Consider the following 21,131-nt stretch of genomic DNA (forward strand, 5'->3'; position numbering starts at 1 on the left):
CACCATGGATGTGCAAACCCTGCGAGCCGAAGCCTTCAAGGCCTTGCACCAGCGTGACGGTGCATTCGTCATCCCCAACCCGTGGGATGCCGGGTCGGCCAGGCTGTTGGCGAGCCTGGGCTTCGAAGCGCTGGCCACTACCAGCGCCGGCCTGGCCTTCAGCCTGGGCCGCCCGGATGCCGAAGGGGCCTTGAGCCTGGACGACACATTGGACAACGCCGGCGAAATCGTCGACGCCACCGCGTTGCCGGTTGCGGCCGACCTGGAAAACGGCTTCGGCGACCTGCCCGAGGACTGCGCGCAGACCATTCTGCGTGCCGCCGAGGTTGGCCTGGTGGGTGGGTCTATCGAAGACGCCAGCGGCCGCCATGATGCGCCCATCTATGATATCGGCCTGGCGGTGGAGCGTGTACGCGCCGCAGTGCAGGCTGCCCGGAGCCTGCCGTTCCCGTTCACCCTGTGCGCCCGTGCAGAAAACCTGCTGCACGGGCGCATGGACCTGGACGACACCATCCTGCGCCTTCAAGCCTACGCCGAAGCGGGGGCCGATGTGCTGTATGCGCCTGGCCTGCGAACGGCGGAAGAAGTGCGCGCGGTGGTGCAGGCCGTGGCCCCGCGGCCGGTCAACGTGCTGATGGGCATGGCCGGCGTGGCGTTGAGCGTCAACCAGTTGCAGGACCTTGGTGTGCGTCGCATCAGCCTGGGCTCGTCGCTGGCCCGCGCGGCCCTGGGTGCGTTGCAGCGGGCCGCGCTGGAAGTCCATGACCACGGCACCTTCGGCTACGCAGACCAGGCTTTGCCGTTCGCTCAGCTCAACGACCTGTTCCGCCGTTGATGCGGGCCCTGATGCTGCTGGCCGGCCTGCTGTTGTTGGCCGTGCTTGCCTGGCAACTGGGCTGGCGCTTGCCCGCGCCTTGGAACCCCTGGTCGCCGTTGGATGTGCGCCAACCACCCAATTGGTTGACCCCTTACAAGCTGTCGCGGCTGCGGGATGACCCCGCGCTGTGCCGCCAGGCACTGGCCACCAGCCAACTGCGCTACCGGGCACAGGCCGACAGCCCGGCCTCGGCCAACTGCCCGCTGGAAAATGTGTGGCGTATCGAAGCCGGCAAGGCGCGCCTGAGCAGCAGCTTTCTGGCCAGCTGCCCACTGGCGGTGGCGTATGCGCTGTTCGAACACCACGCGTTGCAGCCTGTCGCGCAACGGGTGTTGGGCCAGCCGGTGACCCAGGTCGACCATTTGGGCAGCTTTGCCTGCCGCAACGTCTACCACCGCAAGCAGGGCCGCCTGAGCCAGCACGCGACGGCCAACGCCCTGGACATCAGCGGCTTTCGCCTGCAGGACGGTCAGCGCATCGTTCTGGCGCGTGACTGGCAGGCGGGTGGGGCCAAGGCGCAATTCCTGCGCGAGGTGCAGCAGGCTGCCTGCCAAAGCTTCAGCACTGTGTTGGGGCCCGACTACAACGCCGCGCACCACAATCACTTCCACCTGGACATGGGCCGCTGGCAGGTCTGCCGCTAAGGTCAGGCGTAGGCGCGCACGTTGTTCAGCACCACTGGGCGCGCCCAGTGGATGTCGAACGCCAGGTCGGTCTGCTGCTTGCTCAGCGTGGCATCGTCGAACGGTTCGGCGGCGGGTGGCAACAAGTCGCTTTCCAGTTCGGCGATGGGCAGGAACAGCGGGCGCGGGCTAGGGCCCGGTCCGGGGTCGGGCAGCGGCTGACCCTGGCTCATCACCACCGGGCGCAGCCAGCTGTTGTTGATGTCGAGCTGGCGCTGCTGCTCGATCAGTTCCATGGCACTGAAAGGCTCGGGGGCCGGCGGCAAGAGGCTGGCTTCCAGCTCGGCCTTGGGCAGAAACAGCGGCTCGGGTGGGACAACGCGCGTATCCTGCACCGGGCAGGCGCGCTGGGCGTCGATCATGGCCAGCGCGCGGGCGCCGCCGATCGGTTCGCCGCTGTCCTGGTCGTATTGCACGAACGACTGGCTGATGCTGTCTACGGGCTCTTCCTGGCGCTCGGCCATGGCCCGGGCGAAAAAATCCTGCCACAGGTGGCTGACGCCCCCGAGTGCCTGGGTGTTGTGCTGACTGTAGTTGCCGACAGGCGACAAATAGGTCAAGCCGATGGGAAGAGTATCTGACATGGCAGTCGCGCGCGTTGTGCTCTGGCAGAATAGCGGGATATTGCCTGTATCGGCCGTGGCGGCCGATACCTTAAGGGCCGGGTTCAATTTCTAGGTGTTGAAGATGGAAGAGCAGGGCGCAGGTATCCGGGTCGAGGCGCTAACGGCCGAATTCGCAGCGCAGGCCGCTGCATGGGCCGAGCGCCTGGCGCTGCCGTTGCAGGACGATGATGCCGGGTTTGCCGTGCAGGTGGGCGTTGATGGCTTGCAGATCCAGCAATTGGGCCCGCAGGCACCGGGGCCGGTGCGGGTGGACTTTGTCGAAGGCCAGGCCGCGCACCGGCGCCAGTTTGGCGGTGGCAACGGGCAGATGATCGCCAAGGCCGTGGGCATCGTCCAAGGCGTGCGACCGCAGGTGCTGGATGCCACGGCGGGGCTGGGCAAGGACGCGTTCGTGCTGGCCAGCCTGGGCTGCCAGATGACCTTGATCGAACGCCAGCCGCTGATAGCCGCGCTGCTGGAAGATGGCCTGGCGCGCGCCCGGCTGGATGAAGAAGTGGGGCCGATTGTCGGGCGCATGCGCCTGCTGACCGGTAATGCCATCGAGCGCATGCGCAGTTGGGAAGGCGAGGCGCCGCAGGTGATCTACCTCGACCCAATGTTCCCGCACCGCGACAAGAGCGCCCTGGTGAAAAAGGAGATGCGCGTGTTCCGGCCCTTGGTCGGCGATGACCTGGATGCCCCGGCCCTGCTTGAAGCCGCCCTGGCGTTGGCCAGCCACCGGGTGGTGGTGAAGCGCCCACGCAAGGCGCCGATCATTGACGGGCCGAAACCGAGCCATAGCCTTGAGGGCAAGTCGAGCCGGTACGACATCTACCCGAAGAAAGCGCTTAAAGCCTGACCTTCTCCTATCTGACCGGCTAGCGCGGTCGAGGTGGGAGCGGGCGAGCCCGCGAAGCAGGCACCGCAGTGGTTGGCACGGGCTGCGCCCGTGTTCGCGGGCCTGCCCGCTCCCACAGGCATTGAGCAAGATTCAGCACTCGAGACAACATGGCTGCCGCCAAATGCCAGCGTCTGTTTCAAGGCTGAAACGCGCGCAAGAACACCCCAACCACCTCGCGCACATGCGCCTCTGCCGCATCACCTTCCAGCGGCCCCGCACAGCCGAGCAATAGCCGGTAATCCGGCGCCCCCTTGACCAGGCAGAAGAAGTGCTCCGCTGCCCGCAGCGGGTTGTCGATACGCAGCAGCCCACGCTCATCCGCCTCGCGCAGCAGCGCTTCCATCCCTGCCAGCACGCGCTTGGGCCCGGCCTCGTAGAAATACTCGCCAAAGCTTGCATCCAGGCTGCCCTGGGCCATGATCAGGCGGCTGAGCTTGACCGCTTCGTCACTGCTGATCAGCGCCTGGAAACCACGGGCGATGTTCAGCAGCACGTCTTCGACCTGCGCACCGGCGGGGTACTCGAACAACAGGTCCGGCAGCTGGATCTGGCACGTGGCCATGACCGCTGAACAGAACAGCGTCTGCTTGTCGGTGAAGTGGCTGTACACGGTGAGCTTAGAAACACCTGCCGCCGAAGCGACCGCATCCATGCTGGTGTTGGCGTAGCCAAGGCTTAAGAACAGCGACTTGGCAGCTTCGAGAATCGCCTCGCGCTTGGCCAGGTCCTTGGGCCGGCCTGGGCCGATGGGTGCGTCGTTGGGCATTGTGGTCTGCATGTGGTTGATCAAGCTCCCATATTACCGGCTGGAGCGGTTTCCAGCAGTGATCGTAGCCATCGTCAGGTGATTTCTTATCGACGCTGGCTTCTCGGCAGCAGTTCCCTGACTTAATATACCCGCCAGTACAAATATTCGAAGTACCCTCTGCGAAAGGATTCATCATGTTGCGCCAGGCCTTGTCCATCGCGTTGCCCGCCGCCGTCGCCGTGCTTCTGGCGGCGTGCGAACAGGAAGCCGCCGCCCCTGCCGCCCCGCGCCCGGCGTTGGTGGTGCAGCCGCAGCCAGCCGAAGCGGGGGCCGCCAGTTACCCCGGTGAGGTGCGTGCGCGCTTCGAGCCGGAACTGGCGTTCCGTATTGCCGGCAAGGTCAGCAAGCGGCTGGTCGAAGAAGGGCAGCGGGTCAAGGCCGAGCAACCGCTGGCCGAGCTGGACCCGCAGGACGTACGCTTGCAACTGGAAGCTAACCGCGCACAACTGGCCGCCGCCGAAGCCAACCTGTCACTGGTGCGCACCGAGCGTGATCGCTACCAGAAGCTGCTGGACCGGCAGATGGTCAGCCATTCTCAATATGACAATGCCGAAAACCTCTACCGTGCCGGCCTGGCGCGCCTGAAGCAGGCCAAGGCGCAGTTCGACGTGGCCGGGAACCAGGCAGCCTATGCCGTATTGCGCGCGCCCCAGGCCGGGGTGATTGCCAAGCGCCAGGTGGAAGTGGGCCAGGTGGTTGCCGCTGGGCAAACCGCCTTCACCCTCGCCGCCGATGGTGAGCGCGAGGTGGCCATCGCCCTGCCAGAGCAGCAGTTCGCCCGGGTCGCCATCGGCCAACCGGTGAGTGTGGAGCTGTGGTCGCACCCGCAGGCGCGCTTCCAGGGGCGCATCCGCGAGCTGTCACCCGCGGCCGATCCGCGCTCGCGCACCTTCGCCGCCCGCATCGCCTTCACCACGTCGGCTGCCCCGGCCGAGCTGGGCCAGAGCGCCCGGGTATTCATTGCGACCGAAGGCCTGATCCCACTGTCTGTACCGCTGTCGGCGGTTACCGCCGAAGACGGCCAGGCCTATGTGTGGCGGTTGAACAAGGACAGCCGCCTGGAGCGGGCTGTGGTGCGCCTGGGTGCGTACGGCAACGATAGCGTGCCCGTGCTCGATGGGCTGGCCGCCGATGACTGGGTGGTGGCCGCCGGTGGTCATGTATTGCGTGAGGGGCAGCAGGTACGCCCCGTCGACCGCAGCAACCGCATAGTGAACCTGACGGCCAAGGAGTAAGTCCCGATGGGTTTCAACCTTTCTGCCTGGGCGCTGCGCAACCGCCAGATCGTCCTGTTCCTGATGATCCTGCTGGCGGCCATTGGCGCCATGTCCTACACCAAGCTGGGCCAAAGTGAAGACCCGCCGTTCACCTTCAAGGCCATGGTCATTCGTACCCTGTGGCCCGGTGCCACGGCCGAGGAAGTGTCGCGCCAGGTAACCGAGCGCATCGAGAAAAAGCTGATGGAAACCGGTGAGTACGAGCGGATTGTCTCGTTTTCCCGGCCTGGCGAATCGCAGGTCACGTTCATGGCCCGCGACTCGCTGCACTCCAAGGACATTCCCGAGCTGTGGTATCAGATCCGCAAGAAGGTCGCGGACATTCGCCATACCTTGCCGCCGGAAATCCAGGGCCCCTTCTTCAACGACGAATTCGGCACTACCTTCGGCAATATCTATGCACTGACCGGCAAGGGCTTCGACTACGCCGTGCTCAAGGACTATGCCGACCGGATCCAGATCCAGCTGCAGCGGGTCAAGGACGTGGGCAAGGTCGAGCTGATCGGCTTGCAGGACGAGAAAGTCTGGATCGAACTGTCCAACCTCAAGCTGGCCACCCTGGGGGTGCCGCTGCAAGCGGTGCAGAACGCCCTGCGCGAACAGAATGCAGTCAGCACCGCCGGCTTCTTCGAAACCCCCAGCGAGCGCCTGCAACTGCGGGTAAGCGGTCGCTTCGACAGCGTCGAGCAGATTCGCCAGTTCCCGATTCGGGTGGGCGACCGCACTTTCCGCATAGGCGATGTCGCCGAAGTGTACCGTGGCTTCAATGACCCACCCGCACCGCGCATGCGCTTCATGGGCGAAGAGGCCATTGGCCTGGCGGTGTCGATGAAGGATGGCGGCGACATCCTGGTGCTCGGCAAGGCGCTGGAAAGCGAGTTCGAACGCCTGGCGCACAACCTGCCGGCCGGCATGGAATTGCGCAAGGTTTCGGACCAGCCCGCGGCGGTCAAGGCCGGTGTGGGCGAGTTCGTTCAGGTGCTGGCCGAGGCGCTGGTCATCGTGCTGCTGGTCAGCTTCTTCTCCCTGGGCCTGCGGACCGGCCTGGTGGTGGCGCTGGCCATCCCCCTGGTGCTGGCCATGACCTTCGCGGCCATGCATTACTTTGGCATCGGCCTGCACAAGATCTCGCTGGGGGCGCTGGTACTGGCCCTGGGCTTGCTGGTAGACGATGCGATCATTGCCGTGGAAATGATGGCGATCAAGATGGAGCAGGGCTACGACCGCCTCAAGGCGGCCAGTTACGCCTGGAGCAGCACGGCGTTCCCGATGCTCACCGGCACCCTGATCACCGCAGCAGGCTTCTTGCCCATCGCTACGGCGGCCTCAAGCACCGGCGAATACACCCGCTCGATCTTCCAGGTGGTGACCATTGCCTTGCTGGCATCGTGGCTGGTCGCCGTGGTGTTCGTGCCTTACCTGGGCGAGCGCCTGTTGCCCGACCTGGCCCGACTGCACGCCGCCCGTCATGGCCAGGCGCCAGACCCTTATGCCACGCCGTTCTACCAGCGTGTGCGGCGGGTTGTGGCGTGGTGTGTACGGCGCCGCAAAACGGTGATCCTGCTGACCATCGCGGCTTTCATCGGCAGCATCCTGCTGTTCCGCTTCGTGCCCCAGCAGTTCTTCCCGGCGTCCGGGCGCCCGGAACTGATGGTCGACCTGAAGCTGGCCGAAGGTGCATCGCTGGCCAATACCGCCGAGCGCGTCAAGCAATTGGAGGCGCTGCTCGCGCAGCAGGATGGCATCGACAACTATGTGGCCTACGTGGGCACCGGTTCGCCGCGCTTCTACCTGCCACTGGACCAGCAGTTGCCGGCCGCCAGCTTCGCCCAGTTCGTGGTGCTGGCCAAGTCGATGGACGACCGCGAGCGCCTGCGCAGCTGGCTGATCGCCACGGTGGACCAGCAGTTCCCCGAGTTGCGCGCCCGGGTCACCCGCCTGGAAAACGGCCCGCCCGTGGGTTACCCGGTGCAGTTCCGGGTCACGGGCGAGCATATCGAGAAGGCGCGGGCACTGGCCCGTGAGGTGGCGGCCAAGGTTCGCGAGAACCCACATGTGGTGAATGTGCACCTGGACTGGGAGGAACCGAGCAAGGCGGTGTTTCTGAGTATTGACCAGGACCGTGCCCGTGCGCTGGGCGTGAGCACCGCGCACCTGGCGAGTTTCCTGCAAAGTTCGCTGACCGGCACCACCGCCAGCCAGTACCGCGAAGACAACGAGCTGATCGAGATACTGCTGCGCGGTACGCTCCAGGAGCGCAGCGAGCTGGGCAACCTGGGCAGCCTGGCGTTGCCGACCGACAACGGCCAGAGCGTGGCGCTGTCGCAGGTCGCGACCCTGGAGTATGGCTTTGAGGAGGGCATCATCTGGCACCGTAACCGCTTGCCGACAGTGACCGTGCGGGCAGACATCTACGACAAGGCGCAACCTGCGACACTGGTGAAGCAGATTCTGCCTTCTTTGCAGGGCATCCGCGCCAAGCTGCCCGACGGTTACCTGCTGGAAGTGGGCGGCACAGTGGAAGATGCCGAGCGCGGGCAGAAATCGGTGAACGCTGGCATGCCGCTGTTCATCGTGGTGGTGTTGAGCTTGCTGATGATCCAGCTGCGCAGCTTCTCGCGCACGCTGATGGTGTTCCTGACCGCGCCGCTGGGGTTGATCGGCGTGACGCTGTTCCTGCTGGTGTTCGGCCAGCCGTTCGGCTTTGTCGCCATGCTCGGCACCATTGCCCTAGCGGGGATGATCATGCGCAACTCGGTAATTCTGGTTGACCAGATCGAGCAGGACATTGCGGCAGGGATGGACCGCTGGCAAGCGATCATCGAGGCCACGGTGCGGCGCTTCCGGCCGATCGTGCTGACCGCCCTGGCCGCGGTGCTGGCCATGATCCCGCTGTCGCGTAGCGTATTCTACGGGCCGATGGCGGTTGCGATCATGGGTGGCCTGATCGTGGCCACGGTGCTGACGTTGTTGTTCCTGCCGGCGTTGTACGCGGCCTGGTTCAGGGTAAAGCAGCGTTGAAGACCCAGGCGCGAGCATGCAGGCAGCTTGCGCCCTGGGTGTTGAAGGCGCCGGCCCTTACCAGCTCAGGCAGCTGTTGGTGCGGCCTTTGCACGGGCCATGGCCGCTGACGGCGGCAGGTGCAATGCGGGCCTGGTCCTGAGCGACGAAAGTCTCTTTCCAGGCCAGGCGCTTGCCGTGCGGGTTACCGTTGGTGGCCTGGTAGCGCAGGCTCACCTGGTAAGCATGGCCTTCCTTGAGCGTTGCCCCATCGATCATGAAACTGAAGGTCTGGGGCAGCGCCAGTTCGCCTTGCTGCTCGATGGTCAGCACGGGCTGCAGGACGGAACTGCCTTTGGCAGCGCCGAAGCCCTCCAGTTTTTCACTCAGCACCAATACGTAACCCGCCGAAGCGTCCGGTGTAATCCGGTCTTGGCTTTCGCAGTCGATGAAGATCTGGAAATGTGGGGTGCAGGGCATAGCGGAAACTCCTCGTCGAAAAGAGCCGCCATCCTGCACCTTGCTGTTGGCCGAGGGAGCGGGGAAAGGCGGTACAGGCAAAACGACGCAGAGGCAGCGGCCGCGCGGGTTCACGCAGGCCGCTGGCGTGGCACCACGCGTTCAGAGCGTGCCGAAGACCTTCTTGGCCAGGCTGGTAGCTGCGGCGGCCGGGTTCTGGCGAATGTTCTGCTCTTGCTTGCCGATCATCTCGAACAGGCCGTCCAGCGCCTTCTCGGTCACGTAGTTCTCGATGTTGGCGTCATCCTTGACCAGCCCCAGGCCTTTGGCCTGCGCGGCGAAGGCGTTGTACTGCTGAGCCACGCCAACCTGGTCGGTGGCCTGCTTTACGATCGGCAGGAACTTGGCCCGAATCTGCTCGCGGCTGCTCTTGTTCAGGTACTGGGTGGCGGAGTCGTCACCGCCGCTGAGAATGCCCTTGGCGTCGGTCACGCTCATGTTCTTCACGGCATCTACCAGAATCGCCTGAGCCTGCGGCACGGCCTTTTCGGCGGCCTTGTTCATGCTGGTTTCCAGGGTTTCGACCTGCTCGCCCTTGCCGAACATCTTCATCGCTTTGGCGGCCTTGCCCAGGTTGCCCGGCAGTTCGATACGCACGTCCGGGTTATTGCTGAAGCCGCCTGGGGCGCTCAGTTGCTTGACCGCCAGTTGCGCGCCTTGGGTGAGGGCATCTTTCAGGCCGCCGGTGGCGTCCTTCTGGCTCAAGTCGCCCAGCGACAGGGCCAGCGCGCTGGCCGACAGCAGCAGGCCGGCGCACAGAGTGGTGAAGCGCAGGGAAGTGCGGATCATGAAGCGTTCCTTGTAAACAGATGAATACGGGTATCAGCGAACCTGGTCGAGCTTGACGCGCAGGGGTTGCGGGGCGGTGCCGTCGAGCAGCACGCCATGGTGTTCGGTATTGATGAACAGCAGTTTGCCGCCCAGCTCGATGCGCGCGCTCAGCGCATAGCGGTGGCCGGGTTTGACCTGGCGCGGATCGTAGGTGAGGTGGAACGGCAGCGGCACGTTGCCTTTGATCGGGCCTGCCTGGCGGGCCAGGGTCACGGCCGGGGCGTCCATCAACGACACGTCCTGCAGTTCGACGCTCAGGGTGGCGGCCGGCGGCAGGGCAATGCGCTGCAGGTAGAAGACTTCGCCATCCAGGCTGGCCTGGGCGGGCGGGGTTTGGCTGGAGCAGGCTGCGAGCAGGGATGCGCAACACAGCATAAAGAGCTTTTTCATGGAATCTCCGTTGTCCTTGGAGCCGGCTTGTGGCCAACCCCAGGGACTTTAGCGGATTTTCCCTAATCAATCATGGAGTACGACCGTGGGCGTCGCCACGTTATCGACCACCACGCGTTCGGTGCCAGACAAGGTGTGAGGGTTTACGGCGTGGTGGGTGGTGTTGATGAACTGCAGTTGCCCGTTCTGCTCGATGCGCACGGCCAGCACGTAGCTGCCGCGCGGGTCGAGCTGGCTGAGGTCGCAGGCCAGTTGCAGCTTGATCGGCATTACACCGGCGCACTGAAGGCGCAGCTCTGCCTGGCTGACGGCCGGCGCGTCGGCATGGGACACGTCGAGCAGGCTCAGTTGCACCTGGGCGGAGGCTGGCAGGTAGTTGTCGCTGGAAGAAACGATTTCGACGTCGATCGATTTGATCTGGTTCATGGTGGTACTCCTTGAGAGGGGGAAAGCATGGCGATGCTGTCCCCTCTCAAGGCCTGGCGGCAGACAGAAAAGCTACCCTTGCACCACGTCTGAAGGCTCGTCGCGATGCAGCGCCACCTGGCGGATGGACAGGCGCAGCTCGGCCGACAGCACGCGCTTGGCCACGCCTTCGGCCAGTTCGCCGAGCTTGTCGTGGTAACCCAGCTTGCCTTGGGCATCGGCATGCAGCACGCCTTGCTGGAGCAAGGTCTGGATGAAGTGGCGGAACAGCGTCTTGTCGAAAAACTCCGGGGCGTTCAAGCCATGCAGGATCGACAGGCGCTGGGCCATCATCACGCACAGGTCTTCCAGCGCTTCGGCGCTGAGGCTGTTCTGCCCGCTATTGAGCAGCAAGGACGTGGCCATGTAGAAACGCTGCAGCGTCTGGGTGATGGTACGGGCGAGCAGGGTCAGCAGCACGAACTGCCGCGAGCTCGGCGGCGGGCGCACATAGATGTCGTTGTCCTGGCGCAGCAGGCCTTGCTCGACCAGCGCCGCCAGCCACTGGTCGATGACGTCGTCCAATTGCTGCGGCGCCCAGCGCAGGAACAGTTCGGCCTGCAAATACGGGTACAGCGCGTGCACATATTGCCCCAACAGTTCGCGGCTCATGCGCGAGCTGCTGAGGAAGAAGCTGGCCAGCAGCGCCGGCAGGGCGAAGATGTGCAGCACGTTGTTGCGGTAGTAGGTCATCAGCACCGCATTGCCTTCGTCCAGGTACAGGATGCGGCCCAGGGCGTCCTTCTGCTCGGCGACCAGGTTCATGCTGCGCACGTGTTCGATCAAGGCCTGGCCGTCACCCTCGGGCAGGGTGATGTGCGGCGAGTAGGGCACCTGGCGCAGCAGGGCCAGGTACAGGTCGAGCACGCGGACCAGGGCGCGTTCATCCAGGGCCAGGCGGCTGGTGGACAGCAATGCCATGGCCACCAGGTTGACCGGGTTGATGGCCGCCGCCTCGTTGAGGTGGCGGGCCACGGTCTCACCCAGGCGATGGGTTGTGGCGTTGAGCCAATCCGGGCGGTATTGCGGGCCATGCTCCTGCTCACGCCAGCCGGGCTGTTGCTGGTCGAGGAAACCGGCCAGGCGGATCGGCTCGCCGAAGTTGACCGACACCTGGCCAAAGCGCTGCCTCAGCGCGCCGAACACCTTGAAGATATCGAATACCGACTCTTTCTTCTTGCTGGCACCGCGTAGCTCGCCCAGGTAGGTGCGGCCTTCTAGCACGCGTTCATAGCCGATGTAGACCGGCACGAACACGATGGGCGTGCGCGACGAACGCAGGAAGCTGCGCAGGGTAATGGCCAGCATCCCGGTGCGCGGTTGCAGCATGCGGCCGGTACGGGAACGGCCGCCTTCGACGAAGTACTCCACCGGGAACCCCTTGGTGAACAGGGTGTGCAGGTATTCGTTGAACACCGCGGTGTAGAGTGGGTTGCCCTTGAAGGTGCGGCGCATGAAGAACGCCCCGCCACGGCGCAGCAGGTTGCCGACCACCGGCATGTTGAGGTTGATGCCCGCGGCCACGTGCGGTGGCGTGAGGCCGTTGCGGAACAGCAGGTACGACAGCAGCAGGTAGTCGATATGGCTGCGGTGGCAGGGCACGTAGATCACTTCGTGGCCGGGCGCGATGCCCTGCACCTGCTCGATGTGGTTGACCTTGATGCCGTCGTAGATCTTGTTCCAGAACCAGCTGAGCACCACCTCCAGGAAGCGGATGGCAGTGTAGGTGTAGTCAGAGGCAATCTCGTTGCCGTAGCGCAAAGCCTGGGCTTCGGCCTTGGCCAGCGGCAGGTTTTCGCGTTGCGCCTCCTCGGCGATGGCCTGGCGCACCAGCGGTGCATGAACCAGCCCTTTGACCAGATTGCGGCGGTGCGAAAGGTCGGGGCCGATGACCGCGGTCTTGAGGTTGCGAAAATGCACGCGCATCAGGCGCTGGGCCATGCGCACGGTGCGTTCGTGGCCTTTGTTGTGCTGCACCAGTTCGCGTAGGTGGATGGGGGCAGAGAACTGCACGCGGGTCTTGCGCCCGAGTATCAGTACGGTCAGCAGCCGCCGCAAACGCCCGGTCACTGCCCAACTGTCGGCAAACAGCAGTTTCCACGGGCTGGACTCGCTGGCTGGGGTCTGGCCCCAGAACACGCTGACCGGAATGATCTGCGCATCTTCCTCGGCATGCTGGGTAACGGCAGCTACCAGGCGCTCGAGGGTGGGCGGGGCGCCACGCTTGTCCTGGCGGCCCAGCCAGTCGGGGTCGGGGGTCAGGTAGAAGAACGCGGCGGGTTCCTGCAGCGGACCGACCGTTACCGGCAGCACCGGGCGCGGCAGCCCTGCCTTGGTGCACTCGTGGTCGAGTACGACCAGGTCGGTGAGCGCCGGCGTAGGCAAGGCATAGATCACGGGCCGGCTGCGGTCCAGGTTCAACGACATGGCCGACTGGTTGATGGTTTCGGAGCGCACCCACAGGTACAACAGGCGACGCAGGGCGCCGAAAATCAGGCGGCGCAGGGGGGAACGGGTCATGGGGTGTGTGCCCTGGGTGTGATGTTCAGGTGAGTATCCAGTTAATTAGTCTGCCGTATGTGCGTAAGTTCAGCAAAAATCGGCCAACAGCGGGACCGTCATCAAATTTTTTTGTGCTGTGGCATATACTCGGCCTGCCACTTGCAGGTTATTTCGGCAAGCGGCGTTGGCACGGGGCAGGTAAGCCCATGCCTGCACGGCGATCTTCACAATAAAAAACCGGAGTAGTTCAGATGTCGTCTCGTGAGACTGGGAATGTAAAGTGGTTCAACGATGCCAAGGGTTATGGCTTCATTCAGCGCGAAGGTGGTGCGGATGTATTCGTCCACTATCGGGCGATTCGCGGTGAGGGGCATCGTACCCTGGTCGAAGGGCAGCGGGTTGAATACGCTTGCGTGCAGGGCCAGAAAGGCCTGCAAGCCGAAGACGTGGTAGGCCTCTGAGCCTTAAGCTATAAGCTTCAAGCTGCAAGTGACCGTGTACTTGCAGCCTGATGCGAGCCTTCTTGAAACTTGCAGCTTGAAGCTTGCAGCTCAAGACGTACGCCAGGTGATTTCCTCTTCACCGTCGGCGCTGATGCGGACCCAGCGGTCGGCATCCTCCTCGCCGTCTTCCTCGACCCAGCCACCCGGTGCGCAGCGTACTTCCACGCCCAGTGCGGCGAATGCAGCGCGGGCGCAGGCAATATCGTCGGCCCAGGGGGTCTGGTCGCTTTCCAGGTACAGGCTGTTCCATTTCCCTACAGCCTTCGGTAACCAAGTGACCGGAATGTTACCGGCCTGGCATTTGAAGGTCTGGCCTTTCTGCTTCCATTCGCTGCACGGGCCGATCGCCTGGGCAAGCCACCCGGCAATCTGTTTGTGGTCGACGTCGGCGTCCTTCAGGTAGATCTCGATATCAGGTTGGCGCATAAGGGCTCCGGGTGTGCTCAGTCTTGGCGCACAAAATAGTCATAACGCATGGAAACCGTTACCTCGAACGGCTCGGGCTGGTCGATCACCCGTGCACGTTTTTCGGCGCTGGCGCGCCAGCCGTGTGGGGTCATGGCCAGCAGGTCGGCACGGGCCTTGGGGGCGGCCAGGCTCAGGCGCAACGCCAGGGTCTCGCTGTGGGCATGGGCCATGCCTTCGGGGACCAGGGCAAGGTGCTTGTCGTCGGCGTAAGGGCGTACTTCATCGTAGAGCACTTCGCGCAGTTCCATCAGGTGGCCGCTGGTCGGGCCTACCCGCATCAGGCCACCGCCGGGGCTGAGCAGGCGTTTGGCTTCGGCCCAGTCCAGCGGGCTGAATACGCTGGCGATGAACTGGCAGCTGGCATCGGCCAGCGGCACCCGTGCCATGCTGGCGACCATCCAGGTGACAGCCGGTGCGCGGCGGCAGGCACGCTTGACCGCCTCGCGGGAGATATCCAGGGCGTAACCGTCGGCCGCGGGCAGGGCCTGGGCCAACTGCGCGGTGTAGTAGCCCTCGCCGCAGCCAATGTCCAGCCAGGCACCGGGCTGGCGCTCGGCGGCCAGTTCGGCCAGGCGCTGGGCCACCGGTGCGTAGTGGCCGCCGTCGAGGAAGTCGCGACGCGCCTCGACCATGGCCTGGTTGTCACCCGGGTCACGGCTGTTCTTGTGCTGCACCGGCAGCAGGTTCAGGTAGCCCTGGCGGGCCCGGTCAAAGCGGTGGCCTGCCGGGCAGGCCACGCCGTTGTCGACTTGCGCCAGCGGCGCCTGGCAAAGGGGGCAGGCAAGCATCAGGCGAGCAACCGGACCAGGGTCTGGTAGTAGATTTCGGTCAGCAGGTCGAGGTCGCTGGCCAGAATCCGCTCGTCCACCTGGTGGATGGTGGCGTTGACCGGGCCCAGCTCGACCACCTGGGTGCCCAGGGTGGCGATGAAGCGGCCATCTGACGTGCCGCCGCTGGTCGACGGCTGGGTGTCGCGGCCGGTGACACCTTTGATGCTGGCCGAAACGGCATCCAGCAGTTCGCCCGGCTCGGTGAGGAACGGCAGGCCTGACAGCGCCCAGTCGATCGACCAGTCCAGTCCGTGCTTGTCGAGGATCGCCGACACCCGCGCCTGCAGGCCTTCGACGGTGGACTCGGTGGAGAACCGGAAATTGAACAGCGCAGTCAGCTCGCCCGGGACCACGTTGGTGGCACCGGTGCCGGAGTTGAGGTTGGAGATCTGGAAGCTGGTGGGCGGGAAGAATGCATTGCCTTCGTCCCAGTGCTCGGCTGCCAGTTCCGCCAGGGCCGGTGCGGCCAGGTGAATGGGGTTGCGCGCCAGGTGCGGGTAGGCCACATGGCCCTGTTTGCCGCGCACGGTCAGCTTGGCGCCCAGCGAGCCACGGCGGCCGTTCTTGACCACGTCACCCAGCAGGGTGGTGCTGGACGGTTCGCCGACGATGCACCAGTCCAGGCGCTGGTTACGTGCTTTCAGGCGTTCGACCACAGCCTTGGTGCCATGGTGGGCCGGGCCTTCCTCGTCGCTGGTGATCAGGAAGGCGACCTTGCCGCGGTGGTCGGGGTAGTCCTGCACGAAGCGTTCGCTGGCAACCACCATGCAGGCCAGGCTGCCTTTCATGTCGGCTGCGCCGCGGCCGCAGAGCATGCCGTCGGCGTCGATCAGCGCATCGAACGGTTCATGCTGCCATTGCTGCACGGGGCCGGTGGGCACCACGTCGGTGTGGCCGGCGAAGCACAGTACCGGGCCTTCCTGCTGGCCATGGGTCGCCCAGAAATTGTCGACGTCTTCGATGCGCATGGGCTCGAGCTGGAAGCCCACGGCGCCCAGGCGGTTCATCATTTGCGCCTGGCAATCGGCGTCGACGGGGGTGACCGAGGGGCGACGGATCAGGTCGCAGGCCAGTTGAAGGGTAGGCGAGAGCTCGGCAGGGGCCGTCATGGGGAACTCCGGGGCAAGGCAAGGCGGGGAAATCTGAGGGGCGTTATCTTATAGCAAACCAGTCGCGAAAGGGGCGCCACGCGCCCCCAACATCTCAAGCCTGCTGCGCCTCGGCAGCCTTGTGCGCAGGCTTGGGCAGCGACGACAGCAGCGCCATCACCAGTGCGGCCACGTACGGCAACGACTGCACCAGTAGCATGGCCATCCAGAAGCGCATGTCCGAACTCGGCAGCCCCTGCACCAGGTAGATACCCAGCGCCGCGCCCCACAACAGCAGCATGATGAACACTTCTTCGCGCGCCTCGGCAATCGCCACCAGCAAGCCATGGCTGTCAGCATGCTTTGGCGTGCGGATGAACGGCATGCTGCTGGTGAAGAACCCGTACAGCACCGCTTTGGCGATGGTATGCGACAGCGCCAGCCCTGCCAGCGCCGCCGCGAAGGCATCCTTCATGTTCACCCCCACCGCGCGCCGGTAGAGGAATAGGATCTTGCCGACCTTGAAGAAGAACAGCGCCAGCGGCGGGATTGCGAAAATCATCAGTGGCGGGTCGACCCGATGCGGCACGATGATCATCGCGGCCGACCACAGCAGCGCGCCGATGGTGAAGAAAATGTTCATGCCATCGGCGATCCAGGGCAGCCAGCCGGCCAGGAAGTGGTAGCGCTGGCCGCGCGTCAGCTGGCTACCCGTGCCGCGCAGCAGGGCGCCGGCGTGGTGTTTGATGATCTGGATGGCACCATATGCCCAGCGGAAGCGCTGTTTCTTGAAATCGATGAACGTGTCGGGCATCAAGCCCTGGCCATAACTGTTGTGGGCATAAGCGGCCGACAGGCCTTTTTCGAACACGCGCAGGCCCAGTTCGGCGTCCTCGCAGATACACCACTCGGCCCAGCCCAGTTCTTGCAGCACGCTGCGCCGGGTCATGGTCATGGTGCCATGCTGAATGATCGCGTCACGGTCGTTGCGGGTGACCATGCCGATGTGGAAGAAGCCTTTGTATTCGCTGTAGCACAGCTTCTTGAATGCACTTTCGTGTTGGTCGCGGTAGTCCTGCGGCGATTGCACCACGGCAATTTTCGGGTCGGCGAAGTGCGGCACCATGTGCTTGAGCCAGTTGCGGTCGACGCAGTAGTCCGAGTCGATCACCGCGATCACTTCGGCGTCTGGCGCGGTGTGCGGGATCAGGTAGTTCAGCGCGCCGCCCTTGAAGCCAGCCAAGGGTGCGACGTGGAAGAACTTGAACCGTTCGCCCAGTTTCTCGCAATGGGCCTTGAGCGGTTCCCACACGGCCGGGTCCTTGGTGTTGTTGTCGATCACCAGCACTTCATAATCGGGGTAGTCCAGCGCGGCCAGGGCGTCGAGGGTCTGCTTGACCATTTCTGGCGGCTCGTTGTAGCACGGTACATGCACCGACACCTTGGGCCGGTAGGCGCTGTCGGCCTGTACCGGCAGGAACTCGCGGCGGCGCTTGTGGATCCACACTGCCTCGGCCAGTTCATGCGCCTCGGTGAGCAGCACGATGAACACCCCCAATGCGCCGAGCGCCAGCAACACGCCGACGGTCAGGCTGAACCAGGTGCTGTATTGCTGGCTGTAGTCGTAGGCGATCCACACCAGCACCGACCCGCACAGGAAGGTGATGAACGTCAGGAAGGTCCGGCCGCGTTGGCGCAAGGCCGAGCCGTCGATGAACAGCACCATCAGCGCGATCATGGCCAGCACTACCGAAGCGACCGCCAGGGCGCGCCACTGCGGAATGGCCACCACGGGCCCCTCGAAGTTGAACTTCTGCTGGCGCTCGGCGTTGTAAACGCCCCAGTAAGCGCCTACCGAGCCTTCGTCACTGGCCTTCCAGGGCTGGTCATAGGCTTCGATGACAAAATAGTTGTAGCCACGGCGGTTGAGCGTGTTGACCAAGGTGCGCAGGTAGATGGCCTGATCGGCCTGGGTGGCATCGGCCCCCCCGCGCATGCGGCCATTGCTCGGCCAGCCGACCTCCGACAGCAACAGCGGCTTGCGCGGGAACTGCTGCTTCAGCTCGCGGGCACGGTCGAGCACGAACTCCACCGAGTCTTTCATCGGCACGAATTCCCAGTAGGGCAGGATGTGCGCGGCAATCAGGTCGACGTGCCTGGCCAGCTCCGGGTGTTCCTTCCAGATATGCCATTGCTCACTGGTGGTTACCGGGACCTTGACCGCGGCACGCACCCTGTCCAGGTACTTGATGAGGTTTTCCGGTGTCACTTCTTCGCGGAACAGCGCCTCGTTACCCACCACTACGCGCACCACGCTGCGCGAGGTATTGGCCAACTCGATGGCGGTGGCAATTTCCCGCTCGTTGCGTTCGAGGTCGGGGCTGATCCAGATGCCCAGTGTCACGCGCAGGCCGAACTCCTCGGCCAGCCGTGGGATGTCCGCCTGGGTGCCTTCCACGGTGTAGATGCGGATACTGTCGGTCAGTTTGCTCAGTTGCTCCAGGTCCTGACGCATTTCTTCGTCACTGGGGTACTGGCCCTTTTGCGGGCTTTCACCCAGGCGGAACGGCGAATACGAGAAGCCAGAGATTTGTTCTGGCCAGGCGGGCGCGGAAACCGGGCGATTGATCAGCGCCCAGAAGCCGGTGAACAACGCAGCGATGGCCAGCACCACAACCAGGTTCAGGCCGAATTTACGTGAAGACATTGTCGTCAATTTCTGTCGAAGTGATAGGACATTAAAGCAGGGTTAGTAGTCCATTTCCTAACGGTGCAGGCCTTGGGCTCGCTGGCATATAATGCGCGCCGGTTTTTTGGGGTATGAACATGAGTACAGAAGATCCACGCTTCGCCGGCGTTGCCCGGCTGTACGGCGACCAAGGCCTGCAACGCCTGGGCCAGGCCCATGTGGCGGTAGTCGGGATTGGCGGGGTGGGTTCGTGGGTGGCCGAAGCGCTGGCGCGCAGTGGCGTGGGCGAAATCACCCTGTTCGACCTGGACGATGTCTGCGTCAGCAACACCAACCGCCAGGCCCACGCCCTGGAAGGGCAGGTGGGGCGCCCCAAGGTCGAGGTCATGGCCGAGCGCCTGCGGGCGATCAACCCGGCCTGCACGGTGCATGCAGTCGCCGATTTCGTCACCCGCGACACCATGGTCGAGTACATCACCGAACACCTGGACTGCGTGATCGACTGCATCGACAGCGTCATGGCCAAGGCCGCGCTGATCGCCTGGTGCCGCCGGCGCAAGATCGCCATCGTCACCACCGGGGGGGCAGGCGGGCAGATCGACCCCACGCAGATCCAGATCGCCGACCTCAACAAGACCTTCAACGATCCGCTGGCCTCGCGGGTCCGCTCCACGTTGCGGCGTGACTACAACTTCTCACGCAATGTCAGCCGCAACTATGGCGTGCCGTGCGTGTTTTCCAGTGAGCAGCTGCGTTACCCCAAGGGCGATGGCAGCGTGTGCCTGCAGAAAAGCTTCGTTGGCGAAGGCGTGCGGCTGGATTGTGCCGGCGGCTTTGGCGCGGTGATGATGGTGACCGCCACCTTTGGCATGGTGGCAGCGAGCAAGGCGATAGAGAAACTGGTGGCCGGTGCGCGACGGCCATCGGAGCGGGTCAAGCCCGTGTAAATCCCCTGTAGGAGCGGCCTCGTGTCGCGATGGGGCGCGCAGCGCCCCCGACGATGTTGGCGCCCCCGCCAATTAACGGTTGGCCACCAGCTCTGCCATGCGCTGCAACACCGCATGCAGCCCGTTGCTGCGTGATGGCGACAGTTGGCGCTCCAGCCCCAGCTGGCTGAACCACCCCCGCAGGTCGAGCGCCAGCAGTTCACCGCTGGTCAAACCCTGCACCCGCACCAGCAACAAAGCCAGCAGCCCGCGCAACAAACGGGCATCGCTACCGGCCTTGAACCGCCATGCGCCATCGGCCTGCTCGGCCACCAGCCACACCAGGCTTTCGCAACCGTGCACCCGGTTGGCCTCGGTTTTTTCGCTGGCAGCCAGCGGCTCCAGCTGGTCGCCCCATTGCATCAGCAAGCGAGCACGCTGTTCCCAGCCCTTGCCCTGTTCAAACGCGGCCAGCGCCTGCAGCGCCTGTTCCGACAGGCTCATCGCAACAACTCCAGGCCTTGGTCCAGCGCGTCGAAGAAGCGCTGCAGGTCGCTGCTGTCGTTGTACAAGCCCAACGACACACGGATCGCACCCTCCAGGCTCAGCCCCTTGAGCAGCGGCATGGCGCAGTGGTGCCCGGCACGCACGGCAATGCCCTGCTCGGTGAGCAAGTGGGCGATATCGGCATTGTGCACGCCTTCGATGACGAAGCTGGCCAGCGCCGCCTGTGGCGTGCCCAGCACCCGGATACCTTCGCGGTCGGCCAGGCCGCGCAGCAGTTGCTGATGCAGGCTGGTTTCGTGGGCGGCGACCGCGTGGCTATCGAGGCTGGCCAGGTAGGCAAGGGTCGCGCCCAGGCCGATCACCCCGGCAATGGGCGGGGTACCCGCTTCGAAACCCAACGGCGCCGGGCGGAAGCTGGCGCTATGGTAGTCGGCCAGTTGCACCATCTCACCGCCAAACTGCCAATGGCGCAGCAGCTCGAAAGCCTGGCTGCGGCCGTAGAGCACGCCGACACCGTCCGGGCCATACAGCTTGTGGCTGGAAAACACATAGAAGTCGCAGCCCAGCTGCTGCACATCATGGCGCCCATGGACCACGCCCTGGGCACCGTCGACCACGGTCACCACACCTTGCGCACGGGCATGGGCCAGCAGGGCAGGCAAGGGCTGCCAGGTGCCCAGCACGTTGGACAACTGGCTAACGGCCAGTACCCGGGTGCGTGGGCCAACCAACTGCAGGGCCTGGTCCAGGTCGATGTGGCCGTGAATGTCCAGCGGCAGTACCACCAGACGCAGGTTGTGCCGCTGCGCCAGTTGCTGCCAGGGCAGCAGGTTGGCATGGTGCTCCAGCGCGCTGACGGCAATTTCGTCGCCCGCCTCGAAGCGGTGTTCCAGCCCATAGGCCAGCAGGTTCAACGCCGAAGTGGCGCCATGGGTGAACACGATCTGCCGGGCATCGGCGGCGTTGAGCCAGGCGGCCACCTTGTTGCGGCTGGTTTCGAAGGCCTGGGTCGCCAGTGCACCGGGCAAGTGCTGGGCGCGGTGCACGTTGGCTGCGCCATGGGCGTAGTAATGGCCCAGAGCATCCAGCAAGGCTTGCGGCTTCTGGGTGGTGGCGGCGCTGTCCAGGTAGGTCTGGTGCTGCCGTTGCAGGGCGTCGATGGCGGGGAAATCGGCACGCCAGGGGGAGGGCTGGAACATGATCGCGGGGCCTGGAATGAAAAACGGGTCTGGCGTGTTGGCGCCAGACCCGATGTTAACACC

Annotated in this window: 20 protein-coding genes; 7 read left to right on the forward strand and 13 right to left on the reverse strand. The window is 64.5% G+C overall.

Annotation, left to right across the window (positions count from 1 at the left end; translation table 11 throughout):
- Positions 1 to 4: 4 nt before the first annotated feature.
- Together GEV39_RS05125 and GEV39_RS05130 are read left to right on the forward strand one after the other, a co-directional pair.
- A complete protein-coding gene (locus GEV39_RS05125; protein WP_173887769.1) occupies positions 5 to 835 on the forward strand; it encodes an isocitrate lyase/PEP mutase family protein in 831 nt (276 codons plus the stop codon).
- Positions 835 to 1,521: an extensin-like domain-containing protein gene (locus GEV39_RS05130; RefSeq protein ID WP_173887770.1), complete on the forward strand. Its 687-nt coding sequence runs from the start codon at positions 835 to 837 to the stop codon at positions 1,519 to 1,521. The genes GEV39_RS05125 and GEV39_RS05130 overlap by 1 nt, the downstream gene beginning before the upstream one ends.
- Before the next feature lie 2 nt (positions 1,522 to 1,523).
- Here the strand turns inward: GEV39_RS05130 and GEV39_RS05135 are convergent, their stop codons facing one another.
- Positions 1,524 to 2,144 carry an energy transducer TonB gene (locus GEV39_RS05135; RefSeq protein ID WP_173887771.1) on the reverse strand — a complete coding sequence of 207 codons (621 nt, stop codon included), beginning with the start codon at positions 2,142 to 2,144 and terminating at the stop codon, positions 1,524 to 1,526.
- A gap of 103 nt (positions 2,145 to 2,247) precedes the next feature.
- Between GEV39_RS05135 and GEV39_RS05140 the strand changes: the two genes are divergently transcribed.
- Positions 2,248 to 3,024 (forward strand): class I SAM-dependent methyltransferase, encoded by a 777-nt coding sequence (locus GEV39_RS05140; RefSeq protein ID WP_173887772.1) that lies wholly within the window; start codon positions 2,248 to 2,250, stop codon positions 3,022 to 3,024.
- A 178-nt stretch (positions 3,025 to 3,202) separates the two neighbouring features.
- On the opposite strand, the gene GEV39_RS05145 is transcribed toward GEV39_RS05140, so the two are convergent.
- The gene (locus GEV39_RS05145; RefSeq protein WP_173887773.1) at positions 3,203 to 3,844 is read right to left on the reverse strand and encodes a TetR/AcrR family transcriptional regulator; all 642 of its coding nucleotides are present in this window, start codon (positions 3,842 to 3,844) and stop codon (positions 3,203 to 3,205) included.
- A 164-nt stretch (positions 3,845 to 4,008) separates the two neighbouring features.
- Here GEV39_RS05145 and GEV39_RS05150 point away from each other — a divergent pair, with 164 nt between their 5' ends.
- Entirely contained in the window at positions 4,009 to 5,109 is a 1,101-nt protein-coding gene (locus GEV39_RS05150) for an efflux RND transporter periplasmic adaptor subunit (RefSeq protein WP_173887774.1), read from the forward strand.
- 6 nt (positions 5,110 to 5,115) lie between these two features.
- Entirely contained in the window at positions 5,116 to 8,172 is a 3,057-nt protein-coding gene (locus tag GEV39_RS05155) for an efflux RND transporter permease subunit (protein ID WP_173887775.1), read from the forward strand.
- A gap of 57 nt (positions 8,173 to 8,229) precedes the next feature.
- On the opposite strand, the gene GEV39_RS05160 is transcribed toward GEV39_RS05155, so the two are convergent.
- The 5 genes from GEV39_RS05160 to plsB form a co-directional block, all read right to left on the reverse strand.
- Positions 8,230 to 8,631 carry a hypothetical protein gene (locus tag GEV39_RS05160; RefSeq protein ID WP_173887776.1) on the reverse strand — a complete coding sequence of 134 codons (402 nt, stop codon included), beginning with the start codon at positions 8,629 to 8,631 and terminating at the stop codon, positions 8,230 to 8,232.
- Between the two features lie 141 nt (positions 8,632 to 8,772).
- Positions 8,773 to 9,459: a DUF4197 domain-containing protein gene (locus GEV39_RS05165; protein ID WP_173887777.1), complete on the reverse strand. Its 687-nt coding sequence runs from the start codon at positions 9,457 to 9,459 to the stop codon at positions 8,773 to 8,775.
- Between the two features lie 33 nt (positions 9,460 to 9,492).
- On the reverse strand, positions 9,493 to 9,891 hold the full coding sequence (locus GEV39_RS05170; protein ID WP_173887778.1) for a YbaY family lipoprotein: 399 nt from the start codon (positions 9,889 to 9,891) through the stop codon (positions 9,493 to 9,495).
- Positions 9,892 to 9,957: 66 nt separating this feature from the next.
- Positions 9,958 to 10,317, reverse strand: a complete 360-nt coding sequence (locus GEV39_RS05175) for a YbaY family lipoprotein (protein WP_173887779.1) — start codon at positions 10,315 to 10,317, stop codon at positions 9,958 to 9,960.
- A gap of 72 nt (positions 10,318 to 10,389) precedes the next feature.
- The gene (gene plsB / locus GEV39_RS05180; RefSeq protein ID WP_054912882.1) at positions 10,390 to 12,876 is read right to left on the reverse strand and encodes a glycerol-3-phosphate 1-O-acyltransferase PlsB; all 2,487 of its coding nucleotides are present in this window, start codon (positions 12,874 to 12,876) and stop codon (positions 10,390 to 10,392) included.
- 233 nt (positions 12,877 to 13,109) lie between these two features.
- Between plsB and GEV39_RS05185 the strand changes: the two genes are divergently transcribed.
- Positions 13,110 to 13,319: a cold-shock protein gene (locus GEV39_RS05185; RefSeq protein WP_003252255.1), complete on the forward strand. Its 210-nt coding sequence runs from the start codon at positions 13,110 to 13,112 to the stop codon at positions 13,317 to 13,319.
- 90 nt (positions 13,320 to 13,409) lie between these two features.
- On the opposite strand, the gene GEV39_RS05190 is transcribed toward GEV39_RS05185, so the two are convergent.
- The 4 genes from GEV39_RS05190 to GEV39_RS05205 form a co-directional block, all read right to left on the reverse strand.
- Positions 13,410 to 13,787, reverse strand: coding sequence for a hypothetical protein (locus tag GEV39_RS05190; RefSeq protein ID WP_009686969.1), 378 nt, complete (start codon positions 13,785 to 13,787; stop codon positions 13,410 to 13,412).
- Positions 13,788 to 13,804: 17 nt separating this feature from the next.
- Complete coding sequence (locus GEV39_RS05195) at positions 13,805 to 14,617, reverse strand: putative RNA methyltransferase (protein WP_054890077.1); 813 nt, start codon at positions 14,615 to 14,617, stop codon at positions 13,805 to 13,807.
- Positions 14,617 to 15,768 carry a succinyl-diaminopimelate desuccinylase gene (gene dapE / locus GEV39_RS05200; protein WP_173887780.1) on the reverse strand — a complete coding sequence of 384 codons (1,152 nt, stop codon included), beginning with the start codon at positions 15,766 to 15,768 and terminating at the stop codon, positions 14,617 to 14,619. The genes GEV39_RS05195 and dapE overlap by 1 nt, the downstream gene beginning before the upstream one ends.
- A gap of 94 nt (positions 15,769 to 15,862) precedes the next feature.
- Positions 15,863 to 18,454 carry a glycosyltransferase gene (locus GEV39_RS05205; RefSeq protein WP_173887781.1) on the reverse strand — a complete coding sequence of 864 codons (2,592 nt, stop codon included), beginning with the start codon at positions 18,452 to 18,454 and terminating at the stop codon, positions 15,863 to 15,865.
- Between the two features lie 119 nt (positions 18,455 to 18,573).
- Here GEV39_RS05205 and tcdA point away from each other — a divergent pair, with 119 nt between their 5' ends.
- Positions 18,574 to 19,383: a tRNA cyclic N6-threonylcarbamoyladenosine(37) synthase TcdA gene (gene tcdA / locus GEV39_RS05210; protein ID WP_009686964.1), complete on the forward strand. Its 810-nt coding sequence runs from the start codon at positions 18,574 to 18,576 to the stop codon at positions 19,381 to 19,383.
- Positions 19,384 to 19,455: 72 nt separating this feature from the next.
- Here the strand turns inward: tcdA and GEV39_RS05215 are convergent, their stop codons facing one another.
- Both GEV39_RS05215 and GEV39_RS05220 read right to left on the reverse strand, forming a co-directional pair.
- The gene (locus GEV39_RS05215; RefSeq protein ID WP_173887782.1) at positions 19,456 to 19,866 is read right to left on the reverse strand and encodes a SufE family protein; all 411 of its coding nucleotides are present in this window, start codon (positions 19,864 to 19,866) and stop codon (positions 19,456 to 19,458) included.
- Entirely contained in the window at positions 19,863 to 21,068 is a 1,206-nt protein-coding gene (locus GEV39_RS05220; protein ID WP_173887783.1) for a cysteine desulfurase, read from the reverse strand. Before GEV39_RS05220 ends, GEV39_RS05215 begins: the two co-directional genes overlap by 4 nt.
- Positions 21,069 to 21,131: the final 63 nt, after the last annotated feature.

The sequence above is a fragment of the Pseudomonas sp. NY5710 genome (genome assembly GCF_013305665.1).
In the GTDB taxonomy this organism is placed as follows: domain Bacteria; phylum Pseudomonadota; class Gammaproteobacteria; order Pseudomonadales; family Pseudomonadaceae; genus Aquipseudomonas; species Aquipseudomonas juntendi.

Coding starts and splice junctions, on each gene's coding strand:
- GEV39_RS05215 (WP_173887782.1), bottom strand. CDS start 19,866: ATGAGCCTGTCGGAACAGGCGCTGCAGGCGCTGGCCGCGTTTGAACAG.
- GEV39_RS05205 (WP_173887781.1), bottom strand. CDS start 18,454: ATGTCTTCACGTAAATTCGGCCTGAACCTGGTTGTGGTGCTGGCCATC.
- GEV39_RS05220 (WP_173887783.1), bottom strand. CDS start 21,068: ATGTTCCAGCCCTCCCCCTGGCGTGCCGATTTCCCCGCCATCGACGCC.
- GEV39_RS05185 (WP_003252255.1), top strand. CDS start 13,110: ATGTCGTCTCGTGAGACTGGGAATGTAAAGTGGTTCAACGATGCCAAG.
- GEV39_RS05125 (WP_173887769.1), top strand. CDS start 5: ATGGATGTGCAAACCCTGCGAGCCGAAGCCTTCAAGGCCTTGCACCAG.
- GEV39_RS05170 (WP_173887778.1), bottom strand. CDS start 9,891: ATGAAAAAGCTCTTTATGCTGTGTTGCGCATCCCTGCTCGCAGCCTGC.
- GEV39_RS05175 (WP_173887779.1), bottom strand. CDS start 10,317: ATGAACCAGATCAAATCGATCGACGTCGAAATCGTTTCTTCCAGCGAC.
- GEV39_RS05190 (WP_009686969.1), bottom strand. CDS start 13,787: ATGCGCCAACCTGATATCGAGATCTACCTGAAGGACGCCGACGTCGAC.
- GEV39_RS05165 (WP_173887777.1), bottom strand. CDS start 9,459: ATGATCCGCACTTCCCTGCGCTTCACCACTCTGTGCGCCGGCCTGCTG.
- GEV39_RS05135 (WP_173887771.1), bottom strand. CDS start 2,144: ATGTCAGATACTCTTCCCATCGGCTTGACCTATTTGTCGCCTGTCGGC.
- GEV39_RS05155 (WP_173887775.1), top strand. CDS start 5,116: ATGGGTTTCAACCTTTCTGCCTGGGCGCTGCGCAACCGCCAGATCGTC.
- dapE (WP_173887780.1), bottom strand. CDS start 15,768: ATGACGGCCCCTGCCGAGCTCTCGCCTACCCTTCAACTGGCCTGCGAC.
- GEV39_RS05145 (WP_173887773.1), bottom strand. CDS start 3,844: ATGCAGACCACAATGCCCAACGACGCACCCATCGGCCCAGGCCGGCCC.
- GEV39_RS05150 (WP_173887774.1), top strand. CDS start 4,009: ATGTTGCGCCAGGCCTTGTCCATCGCGTTGCCCGCCGCCGTCGCCGTG.
- GEV39_RS05195 (WP_054890077.1), bottom strand. CDS start 14,617: ATGCTTGCCTGCCCCCTTTGCCAGGCGCCGCTGGCGCAAGTCGACAAC.
- GEV39_RS05130 (WP_173887770.1), top strand. CDS start 835: ATGCGGGCCCTGATGCTGCTGGCCGGCCTGCTGTTGTTGGCCGTGCTT.
- tcdA (WP_009686964.1), top strand. CDS start 18,574: ATGAGTACAGAAGATCCACGCTTCGCCGGCGTTGCCCGGCTGTACGGC.
- GEV39_RS05140 (WP_173887772.1), top strand. CDS start 2,248: ATGGAAGAGCAGGGCGCAGGTATCCGGGTCGAGGCGCTAACGGCCGAA.
- GEV39_RS05160 (WP_173887776.1), bottom strand. CDS start 8,631: ATGCCCTGCACCCCACATTTCCAGATCTTCATCGACTGCGAAAGCCAA.
- plsB (WP_054912882.1), bottom strand. CDS start 12,876: ATGACCCGTTCCCCCCTGCGCCGCCTGATTTTCGGCGCCCTGCGTCGC.